Annotated in this window: 15 protein-coding genes, 1 tRNA gene and 1 pseudogene; 5 read left to right on the top strand and 12 right to left on the bottom strand. The window is 73.8% G+C overall.

Going from position 1 to position 15,396, the window contains the following annotated elements; genetic code table 11:
• Positions 1 to 220 precede the first annotated feature (220 nt).
• From ACZ6A9_RS07270 to ACZ6A9_RS07255, 4 genes are all read right to left on the bottom strand, one after another.
• Positions 221 to 1,015: a DedA family protein gene (locus tag ACZ6A9_RS07270; RefSeq protein ID WP_468980039.1), complete on the bottom strand. Its 795-nt coding sequence runs from the start codon at positions 1,013 to 1,015 to the stop codon at positions 221 to 223.
• Positions 1,016 to 1,155: 140 nt separating this feature from the next.
• Positions 1,156 to 1,377 carry an FmdB family zinc ribbon protein gene (locus tag ACZ6A9_RS07265; RefSeq protein ID WP_468980033.1) on the bottom strand — a complete coding sequence of 74 codons (222 nt, stop codon included), beginning with the start codon at positions 1,375 to 1,377 and terminating at the stop codon, positions 1,156 to 1,158.
• A 37-nt stretch (positions 1,378 to 1,414) separates the two neighbouring features.
• Positions 1,415 to 2,761 carry a hypothetical protein gene (locus ACZ6A9_RS07260; RefSeq protein WP_468980702.1) on the bottom strand — a complete coding sequence of 449 codons (1,347 nt, stop codon included), beginning with the start codon at positions 2,759 to 2,761 and terminating at the stop codon, positions 1,415 to 1,417.
• A 158-nt stretch (positions 2,762 to 2,919) separates the two neighbouring features.
• Positions 2,920 to 3,729, bottom strand: a complete 810-nt coding sequence (locus ACZ6A9_RS07255) for a DUF4097 family beta strand repeat-containing protein (RefSeq protein WP_468980029.1) — start codon at positions 3,727 to 3,729, stop codon at positions 2,920 to 2,922.
• A gap of 244 nt (positions 3,730 to 3,973) precedes the next feature.
• On the opposite strand from ACZ6A9_RS07255, the gene ACZ6A9_RS07250 reads away from it, so the two are divergent.
• Positions 3,974 to 4,045 (top strand) — tRNA-Val (locus tag ACZ6A9_RS07250).
• A gap of 64 nt (positions 4,046 to 4,109) precedes the next feature.
• Here ACZ6A9_RS07250 and ACZ6A9_RS07245 read toward each other — a convergent pair.
• Positions 4,110 to 4,475, bottom strand: a complete 366-nt coding sequence (locus ACZ6A9_RS07245) for a hypothetical protein (RefSeq protein ID WP_468980023.1) — start codon at positions 4,473 to 4,475, stop codon at positions 4,110 to 4,112.
• 109 nt (positions 4,476 to 4,584) lie between these two features.
• Between ACZ6A9_RS07245 and ACZ6A9_RS07240 the strand changes: the two genes are divergently transcribed.
• Positions 4,585 to 4,821, top strand: coding sequence for a DUF2277 domain-containing protein (locus ACZ6A9_RS07240; RefSeq protein WP_468980017.1), 237 nt, complete (start codon positions 4,585 to 4,587; stop codon positions 4,819 to 4,821).
• 178 nt (positions 4,822 to 4,999) lie between these two features.
• Here the strand turns inward: ACZ6A9_RS07240 and ACZ6A9_RS07235 are convergent.
• The 5 genes and pseudogenes from ACZ6A9_RS07235 to ACZ6A9_RS07215 all read right to left on the bottom strand — a co-directional run.
• A pseudogene (locus ACZ6A9_RS07235) lies at positions 5,000 to 5,256 on the bottom strand (fasciclin domain-containing protein); the annotation flags it as partial.
• Between the two features lie 107 nt (positions 5,257 to 5,363).
• Complete coding sequence (locus tag ACZ6A9_RS07230) at positions 5,364 to 5,972, bottom strand: DedA family protein (RefSeq protein WP_468980013.1); 609 nt, start codon at positions 5,970 to 5,972, stop codon at positions 5,364 to 5,366.
• Between the two features lie 239 nt (positions 5,973 to 6,211).
• Entirely contained in the window at positions 6,212 to 6,667 is a 456-nt protein-coding gene (locus ACZ6A9_RS07225; RefSeq protein ID WP_468980011.1) for a DoxX family protein, read from the bottom strand.
• A gap of 251 nt (positions 6,668 to 6,918) precedes the next feature.
• A complete protein-coding gene (locus tag ACZ6A9_RS07220; protein WP_468980008.1) occupies positions 6,919 to 8,565 on the bottom strand; it encodes an alkaline phosphatase D family protein in 1,647 nt (548 codons plus the stop codon).
• Positions 8,566 to 8,652: 87 nt separating this feature from the next.
• Positions 8,653 to 9,297, bottom strand: coding sequence for an HNH endonuclease family protein (locus tag ACZ6A9_RS07215; protein WP_468980004.1), 645 nt, complete (start codon positions 9,295 to 9,297; stop codon positions 8,653 to 8,655).
• Between the two features lie 401 nt (positions 9,298 to 9,698).
• On the opposite strand from ACZ6A9_RS07215, the gene ACZ6A9_RS07210 reads away from it, so the two are divergent.
• Both ACZ6A9_RS07210 and ACZ6A9_RS07205 read left to right on the top strand, forming a co-directional pair.
• Entirely contained in the window at positions 9,699 to 10,280 is a 582-nt protein-coding gene (locus tag ACZ6A9_RS07210) for a TMEM165/GDT1 family protein (RefSeq protein ID WP_468979998.1), read from the top strand.
• A 204-nt stretch (positions 10,281 to 10,484) separates the two neighbouring features.
• Positions 10,485 to 11,147 carry an HAD-IA family hydrolase gene (locus tag ACZ6A9_RS07205; RefSeq protein ID WP_468979993.1) on the top strand — a complete coding sequence of 221 codons (663 nt, stop codon included), beginning with the start codon at positions 10,485 to 10,487 and terminating at the stop codon, positions 11,145 to 11,147.
• Positions 11,148 to 11,389: 242 nt separating this feature from the next.
• Here the strand turns inward: ACZ6A9_RS07205 and ACZ6A9_RS07200 are convergent, their stop codons facing one another.
• On the bottom strand, positions 11,390 to 12,493 hold the full coding sequence (locus tag ACZ6A9_RS07200; protein ID WP_468979985.1) for a peptidoglycan-binding domain-containing protein: 1,104 nt from the start codon (positions 12,491 to 12,493) through the stop codon (positions 11,390 to 11,392).
• Positions 12,494 to 12,654: 161 nt separating this feature from the next.
• Between ACZ6A9_RS07200 and ACZ6A9_RS07195 the strand changes: the two genes are divergently transcribed.
• Positions 12,655 to 14,745 carry an MDR family MFS transporter gene (locus ACZ6A9_RS07195; RefSeq protein ID WP_468979977.1) on the top strand — a complete coding sequence of 697 codons (2,091 nt, stop codon included), beginning with the start codon at positions 12,655 to 12,657 and terminating at the stop codon, positions 14,743 to 14,745.
• A 43-nt stretch (positions 14,746 to 14,788) separates the two neighbouring features.
• Here the strand turns inward: ACZ6A9_RS07195 and ACZ6A9_RS07190 are convergent, their stop codons facing one another.
• The gene (locus ACZ6A9_RS07190; RefSeq protein ID WP_468979970.1) at positions 14,789 to 15,280 is read right to left on the bottom strand and encodes a GNAT family N-acetyltransferase; all 492 of its coding nucleotides are present in this window, start codon (positions 15,278 to 15,280) and stop codon (positions 14,789 to 14,791) included.
• Positions 15,281 to 15,396: the final 116 nt, after the last annotated feature.

Here is a 15,396-nt window from a genome sequence, read left to right as displayed (position 1 = left end):
CCTGCGGACGGTCCGCGCGCCGCGCTGACCGGCGGAGGACCGCGGCGCGCGTCACCCCGCCCGTGCGGTGGGGTGACACGCGCCGGCCGGCCCGCTCGCGCATCCTGCGCGAGCTCCTGCGGACGGTCCGCGCGCCGCGCTGACCGGCGGAGGACCGCGGCGCGCGTCACCCCGCCCGTGCGGTGGGGTGACACGCGCCGGCCGGCCCGCTCATCCGCCCTCAGCGCTCCCGACTCCGGCCGGTGGGCTCGTACGGGTCCGTGACGCGGAGCTGCCGCGTGGGATGGTCCTCCTCGCGGCCGTCCGCGGCGGGCGCCCGACGGGGGGCGTCCCGACCGTCGCGCCGCCGGCGCCCGGTGCCGCGCCGCCGCAGCCGCAGCACCACGAAGACCAGCACCGCCAGCACGGCCGCCCCGAGGGCCACCTTCGAGTACGCCGAGGCGAAGGAGGAGACCTGCCCCCAGTTGTCGCCCAGCAGATAGCCCGCGAGTACGAACGCGGTGTTCCAGATCGCGCTGCCCAGCGCGGTCAGACCGAGGAAGACCGGCAGCCGCATGCGCTCCACACCGGCCGGTACGGAGATGAGGCTGCGGAAGATCGGGATCATCCGGCCGAAGAACACGGCCTTGGTCCCGTGCCGCTCGAACCACGCCTCCGTCTTCTCGATGTCGGAGACCTTCACCAGCGGCAGCCGGCGGGCGACGGCCACGGTCCGCTCCCGGCCGAGCAGTGCGCCCACCCCGTAGAGGGCGAGCGCGCCGATCACCGAACCGGCGGTGGTCCACAGCAGCACGGCGAGCAGCCCCATGCGGCCGGTGCTCGCGGTGAACCCGGCCATCGGCAGGATCACCTCGCTGGGCAGCGGCGGGAAGAGGTTCTCCAGCGCGATGGCGAGTCCGGCACCGGGGGCGCCCATCGAGTCCATGAGGTCGTGGACCCACTGGGGCCCCGGGCCGCCTTGGGCTGCCGCCAGGGCCGTGTCCGGTGCCGTCAGGTGCGCTGTGAGTGCCGTCATGCCGTCCAGGCTAGGAATCCGTAGCTGAAGGGAGGCTGAGGAGGACCGCACCTCACGGGCACGGACCGCCACAGCCGTTCACCACGGGTTTCCCCACCGGGCGAGCTCACACCTGACGGCTTGCGCGGACCGGTACCGCGTCAGCCGCAGCAGCCACCGCCGCAGCAGCCGCCACCGCCGCCTCCCGCGGAGGGGGCGGGGGCCGCCGCGGAGGCGGTGCCGCCCACCGCGACCGTGGAGAGGAGCTTCACCGTGTCGTCGTGGCCGGCGGGGCAGGCCGCGGGGTCGGAGGACTCCGCCATGGGGCGGCTCAGTTCGAAGGTGTCGCCGCAGGTCCGGCAGCGGTACTCGTAGCGAGGCATGGGCCCAGGGTAGCCGGGCCGGCCGCCGCCGCGTCCGTCAGTGCGCGCCGCCGCCCCGCTCCTCGCGGATCAGGGCCACCACCCGGCTCACCGTCTCCCGTACCGTCTCCGTCTCGGTCAGGAAGTGCCAGTAGTCGGGGTGACGTCCCTCCAGACCGGTGACGGCCCGGTCCAGCCGGGCGACGGCGTCGTCCAGGGGACGGGCGTGCGCCGGGTCGGGGGTGTTGCGGCCGGCCATCGCCAGCCGCTGGGCGTCCCGGATGGCGAAGCGGGTGCGTTCGATCTCCTGCTCGGGGTCCTTCTGCACGGCGTTCAGCCGCCGCAGCCGGTCGCCGGCGGCCGACACGGCCTCCTCGGTCGTGTTGAGCAGGGCCCGGGCGGTGGACAGCAGCGCGGTCGCGTCCGCCCAGCGCTGCCGCTCACGGGCGGTTCTCGCCTCGGCGAGTCTGCTCTCGGCCTGCGCCACGTTCTCCGCGGCGACCTCGGGCACGTTCTGCAGGTCCTGCCAGCAGGCGACGGTGAAGCGGCGGCGCAGCTCGCTCAGCACCGGTTCGACCTGTCCGGAGCGGGTGATGAGGGCCTGGGCGCGGGTGCGCAGGGAGACCAGCCTGCGGTCGATCTCGGCGGCCCGCTCCGGCAGCCGTTCGGCCTCCACGCGTATGGCCTCGGCCTCGCGCGTGACGCGTTCGGCCCGCTCCAGGGTGGCCGGCACGCCGTGCTGCCCGGCACCCTGGTTCAGCTTGGTCAGTTCCGGGGAGAGCGTCGCGAGCCGGGCGGCGAGGTCGTCGGCCGCCAGCCCGGAGCCGCGCGCCGTGTCGAGGGCGTCGGACGCGGCGAGCAGCGCCTGCCGGGCCCGTTCGACGGAGGGCGCGAGCCGGGCGAGCTGGGTCTCGGCCGTGCCGAGGAGCGGGCCGAGCCCGTCGGCGAACCGGTCCAGCTCCTGCTTGACCCGCCCCAGTTCCTCCTTGGCTGCGGTCAGCTGGGCGCGGGCCTGTGCGGCCGCCGACGCCTCCAGGTCGTCCCGGTCCAGGTCGTGGGCGTCGACGGCGTCGATGTAGCGGTGGCTGGCCTCGTCGATGCGCCGGCCGAGCGCCTCGAAGCCGGCGACGACGCGACGGGCGGCGGGGGAGGAGTCGACGGCGGTGATCGTCTCGATGGAGATCCGCAGATCGCGCTGGGCGGTGTCGAGTTCGTAGAACGCGGCCGCCGCCGCGTCCTTCGCGGCCTGCGCCTGCGCACGCTGGTTCTCGGCCCGCCCGCCGAACCAGCGACGGGTTCCTCCGCCGGCGAACGCGGCGGGCAGCAGCACCGCCGCGACCAGCGGCAGCCCCACGAGAGCGAACGCGTCCCGCAGCGGTCCGGGAGCCCGGCGGGCGGGCTGCACCGGCGACCGGGGCGACAGGGCACGGCGCGTGCGGGGCGCACGCGGCTCCGACGGCGAGTACGGCCGCGCTGGTGTCGCCGTCACATCCCTCTCCCGTACTGTCGTTCGCCCTGCCCGGTGTCATTGTCCCACCGGTGGAGGACGAACACACGGGCCCGTCAGTTCGCCGTACGGACCGTGAGGTTCCCGTCGCCGGTGCGGGCGGTCACCTTGTGGGGGCTGGAGGCGTCGCGCGTCACGGACACGTCCTCGCCGCCGTCACCGGTCTCCGTGTCCACGCGGTAGCCGGCCGGGGGCAGTTCGATGGTCGTCGAGCCGTCGCCGCTGCGGGACTCCACCAGGTCCGGTACGGCGCCGAGTTCGAGGTGGACCGAGCCGTCGCCGCTGTGGGCGCGCACCGTGCGGGAGGAGACCTGCGCGCGCACGGATCCGTCGCCGGTGCGCAGCCGAAGGGGGCCGGTGGTGTCGGTGACGTGGACCGAGCCGTCCGTCGTGCGGATGCTCAGGGCGTCGCGGAAGCCCTGGGCGCGCACGCTGCCGTCCTTGTCCTCGACCTCGACGGTGACGCCCCGGGGCACCTCGATGCGGTGTCGGGCGTCGCAGTCGACGACGAGGCCGGCGCACTTCTGGCGCAGCACCAGCCGGTCGCCGTCCATGGACCAGGTGCTCTCCGCGTCGGAGCCCACGACGACCCTGCCCCGGAACCAGCGGGTGACCTCGATCCGGCCCGCGGGGTGGTCGTCCGCAGCGACGATCTCCAGGGCGGAGTCGTCGGAGTCGATGGTGAGGGTGCGGCCCGGCAGGGGGAAGGACCGGCGGTCGGGATCGTCGTCCTCGGTGGCCGACGCCCCGCAGGCGCCGAGTCCCGCGACGAGCACCGCGACGGCCCCGGCGAGGGCGAGGGGCCGCGTCCGCGCGGTCCGGGTGGTGCGGAACGCGGTGCGGGACGTGCGGGACGTGCGGGTCATGACGGTCTCCCCCTGGGCCGGACGGTGGCGCCCGACAGCCGGGTTCGAGCGCTCTTCGACCGTACGGACGCACGACCCGTTGCGGGATCCGGGCCACTCCCGGATCCCAGGTGGGGATAACCCCAGGAGAAACCCCGAGAAGCTGCCGTACGGGCCCCCGGGGGAGCCCGTGATACGCGTTTGCCGGACCGTGGCCCGGGCCATGTAGGCTGTCGACTCGACCTGGGCACGCGGCCCGGGCCTCGGGTGCGTAGCTCAGGGGTAGAGCGCCTGCCTTACAAGCAGGATGTCGGCGGTTCGAAACCGTCCGCGCCCACCGTGACCGACGGCCTCCGGAGACTGCGTCCGGAGGCCGTCGTCGTGGCACCGTCGTCGTGTCGCTACGCGGAGCTCTCCGCGTCCCCTCCCGCGCCCCTGTCCGTGTCCTCGTGGACGTGCTTGAGCCGGCTGCGGGCGGCGACCCGGTCGGAGCCGCCGACGGCGGCCCAGTAGCGGTGGCCGCTGACGAAGACCGCGAGCTCGTGCTCGCGCCGTCTGAGCTTCTCCACCTCGGCCTGTTCGTCCTCGGTCCAGCCCGGCGAGGCGGGGCGCTCGATCTTGCGCCAGCCGGTGTCGTCACTGAACCCGTCGAGGGGTTCGACCGACCAGGGGAGCCGCTTCAGCAGGGCCGACAACTCGGCCCTGACCTGATGCAGTTCCTCCTGACCGGCGAGGAGGTCACTCGGAAAGTCATAGGTCGCAGCCACAGCCCAATGATACGCCTGTTCGATTTTGGGTGGCGAGTTGCCGAAGGGTCTTGCGGCGCGATTCATCCGTTCGTGGCCGTAGGCGGGCGCCGCACGTCAGACTGGGGGCATGTGCCGAAGCATCAAGACGCTGCGTCCGCCCGTCCTGCCCGAGGAGGCGACGGAGGAGGAGATCAGGGCCGCGGCCCTGCAGTACGTGAGGAAGGTGTCCGGCTTCCGTGCGCCGGCGGCGCACAACCGCGAGGTGTTCGAACGGGCGGTGGACGTGATCACCGCGGCGACCGCCGAACTGCTGGACGGCCTGGAGGTGCGGGGAGCCGGCGCCCGGCAGGCGGCGGCGGGGTAGGCCCGCCGTCCCGGGACGGCGGGCCTACCCCGCCGAAAGGCGCCCGTGCCCCGCGCGGCGCCCCGGTGACCCGGCCGGACGACCGATGGGCGGCGCTCCCCGAGCGCCGGAGGGGCGGGGGACCCCTGGCCGACCGCCGGCCGGGCCCTCGGCCCCTCCGCTGTCCGCCCGCCCCGCGTCAGGCGGCAGGCATCAGCACCGTGTCGATGAGGTGCACGTGGGCGTTGGCCGTCTTCACGTTGCCGCAGACCAACTCGGCCAAGTCGCCGACGGTGTAGGACTCGGCCGAGCCGGACGTGGTGAGCTCGACTTCTCCAGCGTCTCGAAGGAGCCGTTCTCCAGGCCCCGCGGCATGATCCGCTGACCCACGACGTGGTAGGTGAGGATCTTCGTCAGCTGCTCCCTGTCGTTCAGGACCTCGTCCAGGGTGGCCTTCGAGACGTGATCCGGTCCGGGTACGGGTGCGGATCGGTCCCCCGTGAGGTCGAGAACACGAGGCCGGGCCGCCGGCCGACGAGGTGCCCGGGAGGCGCGGCCACCGTCTAGGAGGCTTCCGAGGGCCGGGGGCGTGGCCTGCGGCGCATCAGGAACCCCGCCCCCGCGCCCGCCGCGAACAGCGCGCCGACCGACACCGCCGTCGCCAGCCAGGTCGCGCCCAGCCAGTGGGCGCCGAAGTAGCCGAGGGCCACGCTGTAGCCGGCCCAGGACAGCCCCGCCAGCGCGGACCAGGGCAGGAAGTCGCGGGCGCGGTGCCGTGCGGCGCCGGCGCCGAGGGAGACCACCGAACGGCCGGCCGGGGCGAACCGGGCGAGGACGACCAGCGCGCCGCCGCCCCGCGCCAGAGTCGCGCCGAGACGTTCCTGCGCCCTGCTCAGCCGCCGGGAGCGGGCGATGGCCCGGTCCAGGCGGGCGCCGCCGCGCCAGGCGAGACGGTAGGCGACCAGGTCGCCGAGGACGGACGCGGTGGCCGCGCAGAGGGTCAGCGCCAGGATGTCGGGCACGTCGGCCGCCGTACCGGCCGCGGCCGCGGTGGCCGCCGTGATCACCAGGACCCCGCTGGGCAGGACCGGGAGGAACACGTCGAGCAGGACCGACAGGGCCACCACCGCATAGATCCACGGGCTGCTGACCAGCGACCCCAGACTCTCCACCCGAACTCCCCGTAGCGCCCCCGTGGGCCAGATCCGGCCGTGCTGTCGCGGGGGCGGCAGAGGTGGCAGAAGTGTGGCCGATGACAGCCATACAGCGTACGCCCGGTAAGTGACGGAAAGGTCACGGGGGGTTCGCGCGCCGGTGGCCCGGAGTTCGCCTTCCGGCCGGCACGTCGTGGCGGGGCGGGGGTGCGGGGCGCGAACCCGGCGTGTCCGGCGGGAGGGCGCCCCGCTGCCGGTCAGGCGCTCACCGGGGTCTGTTCCGTCGTGTGCCGGCCGTCCGGGGAGGAGGAGCGCCGGGTGAGCAGGCGGTCCAGGCCGAAGGCGCCGGAGCCGGTGAACACCAGCAGGAACATGGCCCAGCAGTACATGGCCGCTCCTTCGCCGTTGTTCTCGATGGGCCACAGGGCGTCGGGCTGGTGGACCTTGAAGTACGCGTACGCCATGGCGCCGGACGAGAGGAACGCCGCCGCCCGCGTACCGAGGCCGAGCAGGACCAGCCCGCCGCAGACGAGTTCGATGAGGGCCGCGTACCAGCCCGGCCAGGCGCCGGTGTCGACGGTGCCGCCGTTGCCGTCCACGCCGCCGAGCAGGCCCAGCAGGGACACGGCGCCGTGGCAGGCGAAGAGCAGGCCGACGACTATGCGGAACAGGCCCAGCGCATAGGGCTGGGCGCTGTTGAGCCGTGCGGTCATGTGGGTTCTCCTTCGGTCAGGCCGGTCCCGCGGACGGGGCCGGTCCGGGGGCGGAACCGAGTCGGATTCCCACGCTAGGAGCGCCGGATTCTTACTTGCAAGTTCAACATTCGGCCAGGGGTTCCGGCCGTTCCCGCTGCTCGAAACGCCCGCCGTCGCACGTCAGTACGGTTCTCGGCCGGTCTCCTCCCGCCCGAGGGCTGACCGGATTCACCCCTCGCCGCACAGGTGCCTCACAGCTGCCTGTGGCCTCAGCGGCTCAGCCGGGTCTCCGCGACCGTCCTCAGACGCACGCCGGTGCCCTCCTGCTGCGCGTGCTCCAGCCGCAGCACCGCCGAGCGCCCGTGCGCCGTCAGCGTCATGAGCTGGTTGCCGAACCAGGGCCCGCCCGTCTTGCGCCAGCCCACCGCGGGCCGGTCCAGACCGCCGTGCCACGCGAAGACCCGCCCCAGTCCCCGGGCGACCGCGCTCCACCCGAAACGGAAGCCGAGCCTCATCGACTGCGGGATCGAGTTGTGGACCGGGGAGCAGGTCAGCTGCACCACCCGGGCGTCCGGCGCCGCGCCTCCCGGCCAGCGCGGCTCCGCGACATAGGCGTGGTGGACGTCCCCGGAGAGCACGCACACCGTCGCCGGCGCCTGCGTCCCCGTACCGGCCTCGGCGATCAGACCCGCCAGTTCGTCGAACGACTCGGGGAAGGCGGACCAGTGCTCCAGGTCCGCCGCGCGCCGCAGCTTCTCCCCGAACCGCGCCCAGCGCGGGCCCTTGTCGCCCCGGCACAGGGCGGTGCACCACGCCTCGGCGTCGTGCACCAGGTGGGGCAGCAGCCAGGGCAGGGACGTGCCGATCAGCAGGTGGTCGTACGCGTCGCGCCCGTCGAGGGCCTGCTCGCGCAGCCAGGCGGCCTCCTGCGCGTCGAGCATGGAGCGCCGGCCCTCCTCCAGGACACGGGCCGCGCGGCTGTCCACCATCACCAGGCGCACCCGGCCGAAGTCGCGCCGGTAGCTCCAGCGCACGGCGGTAGCGTCCGCCTCGGCCTCGGAGGCGAAGGCGCGCAGCGCGTCGGTGCCGTCGGGGTGCTCCCGCACGGCGGCGTAGACCGGGTCGGCCTCCAGGTCGGCGGGGGAGAGGTTGCCCAGGTGCTGGTACACCCAGTACGACATCAGGCCGCTGAGCACCCGCTCGCGCCACCACGACGTGGCGCGCATGTCCTCCACCCAGGAGGCGGAGGTGTTCCAGTCGTCGATCACGTCATGGTCGTCGAAGATCATGCAGGTGGGCACGGTGGAGAGCAGCCAGCGCACCTGCGGGTCGAGCCAGGACTCGTAGTAGAGGTGGGTGTACTCCTCGTAGTCGGCCACCTGGATGCCGGGCGGTTCCTCCAGGTCGCGGCGCCCGGCCAGCCACTTCTGCGTGGCGTCGGAGGTCTCGTCCGCGTACACCTGGTCGCCGAGGAGCAGCAGCACGTCGGGCCGCTCGCCGGCCGGGTCGGCGGCGATGCGCTTGGCCAGGGCGTCGAGCGCGTCGGGGCCGACCGGGTCGGGCTCCCCGGTGGGCGGGGAGGCCCACCGGCAGGAGCCGAAGGCGACCCGCGTCCGGTCGTCCGGGCCCGGGGTGGCGATCACGGAGGGCGGGAAGGACGGGAAGGGGTCCTGGGGCAGCGGCCACACCCGGGCGCCGTCGAGGAAGACCTCGTACGGGGTGGCCGTGCCCGGCGCGAGACCGGTGACCTGGACGAGCGCGTAGTCGTGACCGGCGACCCGGAAGGTGCCGGCCCTGCCGCCGGGCCCTTCCGCGCAGCGCACCTCGACGGTGCCCGGCCGGTCGGTCTCGACCCATAGGGTCGCTGACGAGCCGTCGACGTACCTCAGCAGTGGTCCGAGCCGCAGTCCGGCCATGGTGACCCCTTCCTCCGTCGCCCCGTACGGTACGCAGCGACGGAGGCCGCCGGGGAGATGTACGCGCCCGGCGGTTCGCGGGGCGCCTCAGCAGTTGGCCAGGTACCCCTGCAGCGCGGTTTTCTCCGCCGAGTCGACCGACAGGTCGTAGTGGTACTTCACCTGCACCCAGGCGCGGACGTACGTGCAGCGGTAGGCCGTGCGCGACGGCATCCACGTGGCGGGGTCCTGGTCGCCCTTGGACTGGTTGACGTTGTCCGTGACGGCGAGGAGCTGCGGCCGGGTGCGGTCGTTGGCGAAGGCCTGGCGCTGCGCGGTGGTCCAGGAGCCGGCGCCGGAGTCCCAGGCCTCGGCGAGCGGCACCAGGTGGTCGATGTCGACGTCGGAGGCGGCGGACCAGGTGGCGCCGTCGTACGGGGAGTACCAGCTGCCGCTGGTGGCGGCGCAGGAGGAGTCGGTGACGACGTTCGTGCCGTCGCGCTTGAGGATCGTCTCGCGGGTGTTGCAGGTGCCGCTGACGGTGATCCAGTGCGGGAACAGGTCGCGGTTGTAGCCGGTGCGGTTCTCGGTGCGCACGTCCAGGGAGGAGAGGTAGCCGCGGGCGGTGGCGGCGCTGACCGGGGTGGGGAGGGCGGCGGAGGCGGCCGGGGCGTGGAACAGGCCGACGGAGGCGATGACTCCGGTGAGCGCCGCGGCTATGCTGAGCCGTCGACGCGCGTAGAACTTCGACATGCGAACTCCCTTGTGGGCTGGGGCGGTTGGCGTGCGGGCAGGGGAATGCTCGCGGCGCCGTGTTGCCGGGAGGGGTGGATCCGGTAAGAAGCTAATGACACGTGCATGACACGTCTATGGTTCAGGTGTGAAGTTTCCGCGTACGAAGCCGGGGCGGGCCTCGCGTACCATGGACGGCGCAGAAGGGGAGTAGCTCTTCGCCGGACCGTCGACACACTGCTCAGCTCGCCTGAGCCGGCGCCCGGAGGCGGACCCGCACACGGGCCCGCCAGCGAGACCTTCGGCAAGCAGTGCACGCCCGTGCCCCCCTCGGCACGGGTGCCGCGTGCGCTGCCGTGCCGAGGTGTCCCGTGGAACGCACAGCACTCTCGGCGGGGCAGCCCCGACCGATTGAGGAACCGTTGATCAGCCTGACCGTGACGGCCGTCGTCTTCGGCGTCGTCTTCCTCGCCGAACTGCCGGACAAGACCGCCCTCGCCGGGCTCGTCCTCGGCACCCGTTACCGCGCCTCGTACGTCTTCGCCGGTGTCGCCGCCGCCTTCGCGGTGCACGTCGCGCTCGCCGTGGCGGCCGGCAGTGTCCTCACGCTGCTGCCGCAGCAGCTCGTGCACGCCGTCACGGGTGTGCTGTTCCTGGGCGGCGCGGCGATGCTGCTGCTCAAGAAGGACGAGGACGAGGAGGAGATCCGCAAGCCGGAGGACCAGAGCTTCTGGAAGGTCTCCGGGGCGGGATTCATGCTGATCCTCGTCGCCGAGTTCGGGGACCTGACGCAGATCATGACGGCCAACCTCGCCGCCCGCTACGACGACCCGCTCTCCGTCGGACTGGGCGCGGTGCTCGCGCTGTGGGCGGTGGCGGGGCTCGGCATCGTCGGTGGGAAGGCGCTGATGAAGCGGGTGCCGCTGAAGCTGATCACGCGGATCGCGGCGCTGCTGATGCTCGGGCTCGGCGTGTGGAGCCTGTGGGAGGCGGCCACCGCCTGACCCCCGCCACGGCGCCCTGGCGGGGCGACGGCGGGCCGAAGCGTCGGTGAATTCCCGTGAATCCGGTGGCGGGATGCCGGACCTATTTTGTACCGTGGATGAACAAAGTGGCTCCCGCCCGTTTTCCCTGACCGGCGGGCGGGGCCGCCTTGGTCCCCCTCGACCGGACCCCTCGACCGGACCCCTCGCGCTCTGGAGCTGCCGATGACGGCCACCGCCGTACTCACCGCCCGTGCCCTCCTGCTGGACATGGACGGCACCCTCGTCAACTCCGACGCCTCGGTCGAGCGCGTCTGGCGGCGCTGGGCCGACCGCCACGGGCTCGACGGCGACGAGGTCATGAAGGTCGTGCACGGACGCCAGGGCTACGCCTCGATGGCCCTGCTGCTGCCCGGGCGCCCCATGGAGCAGAACCACGCCGACAACGCCCGCATGCTCGCCGAGGAGACCGCCGACACCGACGGCGTCGTCCAGGTGCCGGGCGCCCACGACTTCCTCACCTCCCTCAAGGGCCTGCCGCACGCCCTCGTGACCTCCGCCGACGTCGCCCTGTCGACGGCGCGGATGGCCGCCGCAGGGCTGGAGCAGCCGGACGTCCGGGTGACGGCCGAGTCCGTCGACGCGAGCAAGCCCGACCCCGAGGGCTTCCTGAAGGGCGCGGCCGAACTGGGCGTCGCCCCGGCCGACTGCGTGGTGTTCGAGGACTCCGGCGCCGGCATCGCGGCGGGCCGCGCGGCCGGCATGCGCGTCGTGGGCATCGGCCCCCGCGCCGCCTTCCACGCCCCGGACGTGGTCGTGCGCGACCTGACCCAGGTACGGGTCGACGCTGATCCGGACGGCACGATCCGCCTGCACATCACGCCGTAGCGGGGGGCGGGTCCCTCACGGGGAATCCGCCGTTCACGGACCCCCTGCCCGGCCCGCCCGGCACGGTCCCGGCTTCTGCCGTGGACGGTCAGGCGCCCGGGGCACCGCCTCGAGAGAGCCCATCGCCGCTCCGGCCGGTGCCGGTCGAGGGCCGTACGCGACCGGTCGTCGTGGGGGCGCGTCACTCGGGCGTGCGGTCCCCGCGCCCGCCGTCCGTGCTCAGCCGTGCCCGCGCCCACCGCTCACGGCTCGCGCGTCTCCGCTTCCAGGCGGCTCCGGGTCTGCGGGCCGTACACGCCCAGGTCCTCGCGGATGCCGCGGGACCACTGGTAGTTGCGCAGGGACTCTTCGACGCGGCGGCTGAACTGGCCGTTGATGTCGTCGTTGTACAGGTACAACTGGTTCAGGCGCCGCTGGAGTTCGGTGACCTCCGGGCCGCGGTCGCCGCGGCGCAGCACCGGGGCGAAGCCGGCGTCGTCGTCCTCGTCCGATTCCTCCGGGGCTCCCGCGGAGGGGGAGGCACTCGTCGGGATCGTGGACGGCTCGGCCGGTGCCGACGGGGTGGGCGAGGTGCTGGACGCCGACGGTGACGGCGAGGCCGAGGCGCTCGCGCTCGCGGACGGTGAGGCCGACGGGGAGGCGGACGACGTCGGCGAGGCGGAGGAGGCGCCGGCCGTCGGCTCCCCGGACGGCTCCTCCGGCGACGGGTCCGGGACGCTCGCCCGTACCTCCTCCGGCGCCGCACCGTCGCGGGACGGCGTCTCGTACGAGAACATCCCGCTCGCCCACCCCGCGGCCCCCACCACCAGGACGACGGCCGCGGCGACCGCGAACAGCGCCCCGCGGCGACCCCTGCGCGGCGGCGCCCCGCCGCCTCCCCCCGGGGCGGGTGCGTCCGGCACGCGCGCGATCGGCCGCGTGGCGTCGAACAGGTTCAGGTCCGTGGCGCTCGGCGGTGCCGTCGCCGGTCCGAGGGGGGTCGGCAGCGCGGACGCCGCGTCCGTCCCGCCCGGCGGCGCCGCCTCCGGCGGGACGGCGCGCAAGGACATCGTCTCGTCCGGCGCCCCCGTGGCGCCGGGCCCGCCCGCGGACGGATCCGTGCCCGGGTGCGCGGCCTCCGCCGGACGCTCCTCGGCCCCGTCCGGCGTACTGCGCGCGCTGTCGCCGTCCAGTTCCACATACGGCCGGATGCGCAGCGGATCGAAGTCCTCCGCCGCTGCGGCCTCCGCCGTACGCGCGTCGCGGAGGGCGTCGGACGCACGCAGCGTGCAGGCACAGGACGGCGTGTTGTCCCTGTTCCTGGGCGCACCGCACTCCGGGCACGGGCTGTTGTTCGGCTGTTCCACGTGTGGTCCCTCCCCTCGCGAACTCCAGGAATTATGCAGATCTTCTTCACAGCCCGGCCCGCGCGCCCCCCGGAATGCGAGCTTCCGGCAGGACTCAACAGGCCATAACAGGTCACACCGATCACGATGGGTGGGAGAAACGAGATTCCGTGGAGGTCCGCATGGCCGGCGACGCGCACGGTTCGGCGCCGAGGAGGAGCGACGCGCAGCCCGCACACCGTGCCGGACCGCCGTCCACCGGCGGCGGCGACCGGGAACAGGTGTCCGGCAACGTCCTGCTCTCGATCGGCGCCCTGCTGCTCGGCCTGCTGCTCGCCGCGCTCGACCAGACCATCGTCGCCACCGCCCTGCCCACCATCGTCAGCGACCTCGGCGGCCTGGAGCACCTCTCCTGGGTGGTCACCGCCTACCTGCTGGCCTCCACCGCCGCGACCCCCCTGTGGGGCAAGCTCGGTGACCAGTACGGGCGCAAGCGGCTCTTCCAGCTCGCCATCGTGATCTTCCTGGCGGGTTCCGCGCTGTGCGGTGCCGCGCAGGACATGCCGCAGCTGATCGGGTTCCGCGCGCTCCAGGGGCTGGGCGGCGGCGGGCTGATCGTGCTGTCGATGGCGATCGTCGGCGACCTCGTGCCGCCCCGCGAACGCGGCCGCTACCAGGGCCTGTTCGGGGCGGTGTTCGGCGCGACGAGCGTGCTCGGGCCGCTGCTCGGCGGACTGCTGACCGAACACTGGAGCTGGCGCTGGGTGTTCTACATCAACGTGCCCGTCGGCATCGTCGCGCTCGCCGTGATCGCGGCGGTGCTGCACATCCCGCGCAGGGCGACCAAGCACGTCATCGACTACCTCGGCACCTTCCTCATCGCCTCCGTCGCCACCTGCCTGGTGCTGGTCGCCTCCCTCGGCGGCACCACCTGGGCCTGGGCGTCGCCGCAGATCATCGGGCTCGCGGTGCTCGGCGCCGTCCTCCTCGTCGCCTTCGTGGCCGTCGAGCGCCGGGCCGCCGAACCCGTACTGCCGCTGCAGCTGTTCGGTGTGCGCACCTTCACGCTCTCCGCCGTGATCAGCTTCATCGTCGGCTTCGCCATGTTCGGCGCGCTGACGTATCTGCCGACCTTCCTCCAGGTGGTCCACGGCATCAGCCCGACCATGTCCGGCGTGCACATGCTGCCGATGGTGGCCGGCATGCTGGTGTCCTCCACCGGCTCCGGGCAGATCGTCAGCCGCACCGGCCGCTGGAAGGTGTTCCCGGTCGTGGGCACCGCCGTCACCGCCCTCGGACTGCTGCTGCTGCACCAGCTCGACGCGGACAGCTCCACCGCGCTGATGAGCGTCTACTTCTTCGTGTTCGGCGCCGGACTCGGCCTGGTGATGCAGGTCCTGGTGCTGATCGTGCAGAACGCCGTCTCCTACGAGGACCTCGGCGTCGCCACCGCCGGCGCGACGTTCTTCCGCTCCATCGGCGCCTCGTTCGGCGTCGCCGTCTTCGGCGCGATCTTCGCGGGCCGCCTCGGTGACGAGCTCACGGCCGCCTTCCGCGACGCGCCGCTCCCGCCCGGCGTCTCCCCCGAGACGCTGGAGGCCGACCCGCGGGGCATCGCCGCCCTGCCGCCGTCCCTGCGGCCGCCGGCGCTCGACGCCTACTCCAGTGCCATCACCGAGGTCTTCCTGTACGCCGTGCCCGTCGCCCTGCTCGGCTTCGCGCTGGCCTGGTTCCTCAAGGAGGACCGCCTGCGGGCCTCCGTCACCACGCCCGACGTGACCGAGACCCTCGCCAGCAACCCCGTGGAGCGGTCCTCCTACGACGAGGTGTGCCGTGCGCTGTCGGTGCTGGGCACGCGCGAGGGACGGCGCGAGATTTACCGGACGATCACCGACCGCGCGGGCTACGACCTGCTGCCCGCGGCGAGCTGGCTGCTGTTGCGGATGCGCCGGCACGGCTCGGTCGAACCGGCCCGGCTCGCCGAACGCCACCCGGTCCCGCTGCACATCGTCCTGGAGGCCACCCGGCAGGTCGAGATCCGGCACCTGGCCGTGCGCCGGGGCATCGACATGGTGCTGACCGACGAGGGCCGCGAGGTGAGCGAACGTCTGGCGCGGGCACGTGAGGAGTCCCTGGCCGAGCTGCTGGGCGACTGGTGGGGGCCGGACCGCCCGACCGATCTGGTGCACCTGGTGCACGAACTGAACGACGAACTGTGCGGCTCCCGCGGCGAACGCCCGCACGACGAACGCGCGGTGACCCCGACGCGCTGAGCCCGTCACGGTCCGGTGGCCCCCTTCCACCGGTGCGAGTGAGTCAGCGGAGCCGCTTGGCGAACCAGTGGTCGGCGTACGGCACCGCGTTGTGCGGGGCGGTCTCGGTGTACCCCAGCCGGGCGTACAGGGCCCGCGCCTCCACGAGGTCCGTGCGCGTGTCGAGGACCATCCGGGTCGCGCCCGCCGCGCGCGCCGCGTCCTCGGCCGCCCGCACCAGCGGTCCCGCACCGCCCCTGCCCCGCATCCCCGGGTACAGGAACACCCGGGTCAGCTCCGCCGTCGCGTCGCCCAGCAGCCGGTACCCCGCACTCCCGGCCGCCTCACCCGCGTACCGCGCGACCAGCAACTCCCCGCGGGGCGGCACGAGACCGCCCTCCGCACCGGCCGCGATCTCGCGCTCCAGCTCCGCCGGGTCGGTCGCGCGCCCCTCGTGCAGCAGGTACCAGCGGTCGCTGACCTCCGTGTAGTACGCCCGCCACAACGCGGTGGCGGCGGGGGAGTCGTGCGGTTCCGGGGCAACGGTCCAAGCCATGCGAGGCATTGTCGACGGCCCCGGGGCCGGTCGCGCAAGCGAATATGGCCCGGCCGTGTGGCCTGCCGGACGTCCGCTCCCGGGGTACGGCGGCCCGGGTGCGGGCCGCCGTGGCT

The sequence above is a fragment of the Streptomyces sp. NPDC041124 genome (genome assembly GCF_055592385.1).
Note: the sequence above shows the minus strand (reverse complement) of the source record. Positions and strands in the feature narration are given on the sequence as shown.

Coding starts and splice junctions, on each gene's coding strand:
- ACZ6A9_RS07270 (WP_468980039.1), bottom strand. CDS start 1,015: ATGACGGCACTCACAGCGCACCTGACGGCACCGGACACGGCCCTGGCG.
- ACZ6A9_RS07265 (WP_468980033.1), bottom strand. CDS start 1,377: ATGCCTCGCTACGAGTACCGCTGCCGGACCTGCGGCGACACCTTCGAA.
- ACZ6A9_RS07255 (WP_468980029.1), bottom strand. CDS start 3,729: ATGACCCGCACGTCCCGCACGTCCCGCACCGCGTTCCGCACCACCCGG.
- ACZ6A9_RS07240 (WP_468980017.1), top strand. CDS start 4,585: ATGTGCCGAAGCATCAAGACGCTGCGTCCGCCCGTCCTGCCCGAGGAG.
- ACZ6A9_RS07225 (WP_468980011.1), bottom strand. CDS start 6,667: ATGACCGCACGGCTCAACAGCGCCCAGCCCTATGCGCTGGGCCTGTTC.
- ACZ6A9_RS07220 (WP_468980008.1), bottom strand. CDS start 8,565: ATGGCCGGACTGCGGCTCGGACCACTGCTGAGGTACGTCGACGGCTCG.
- ACZ6A9_RS07215 (WP_468980004.1), bottom strand. CDS start 9,297: ATGTCGAAGTTCTACGCGCGTCGACGGCTCAGCATAGCCGCGGCGCTC.
- ACZ6A9_RS07205 (WP_468979993.1), top strand. CDS start 10,485: ATGACGGCCACCGCCGTACTCACCGCCCGTGCCCTCCTGCTGGACATG.
- ACZ6A9_RS07195 (WP_468979977.1), top strand. CDS start 12,655: ATGGCCGGCGACGCGCACGGTTCGGCGCCGAGGAGGAGCGACGCGCAG.
- ACZ6A9_RS07190 (WP_468979970.1), bottom strand. CDS start 15,280: ATGGCTTGGACCGTTGCCCCGGAACCGCACGACTCCCCCGCCGCCACC.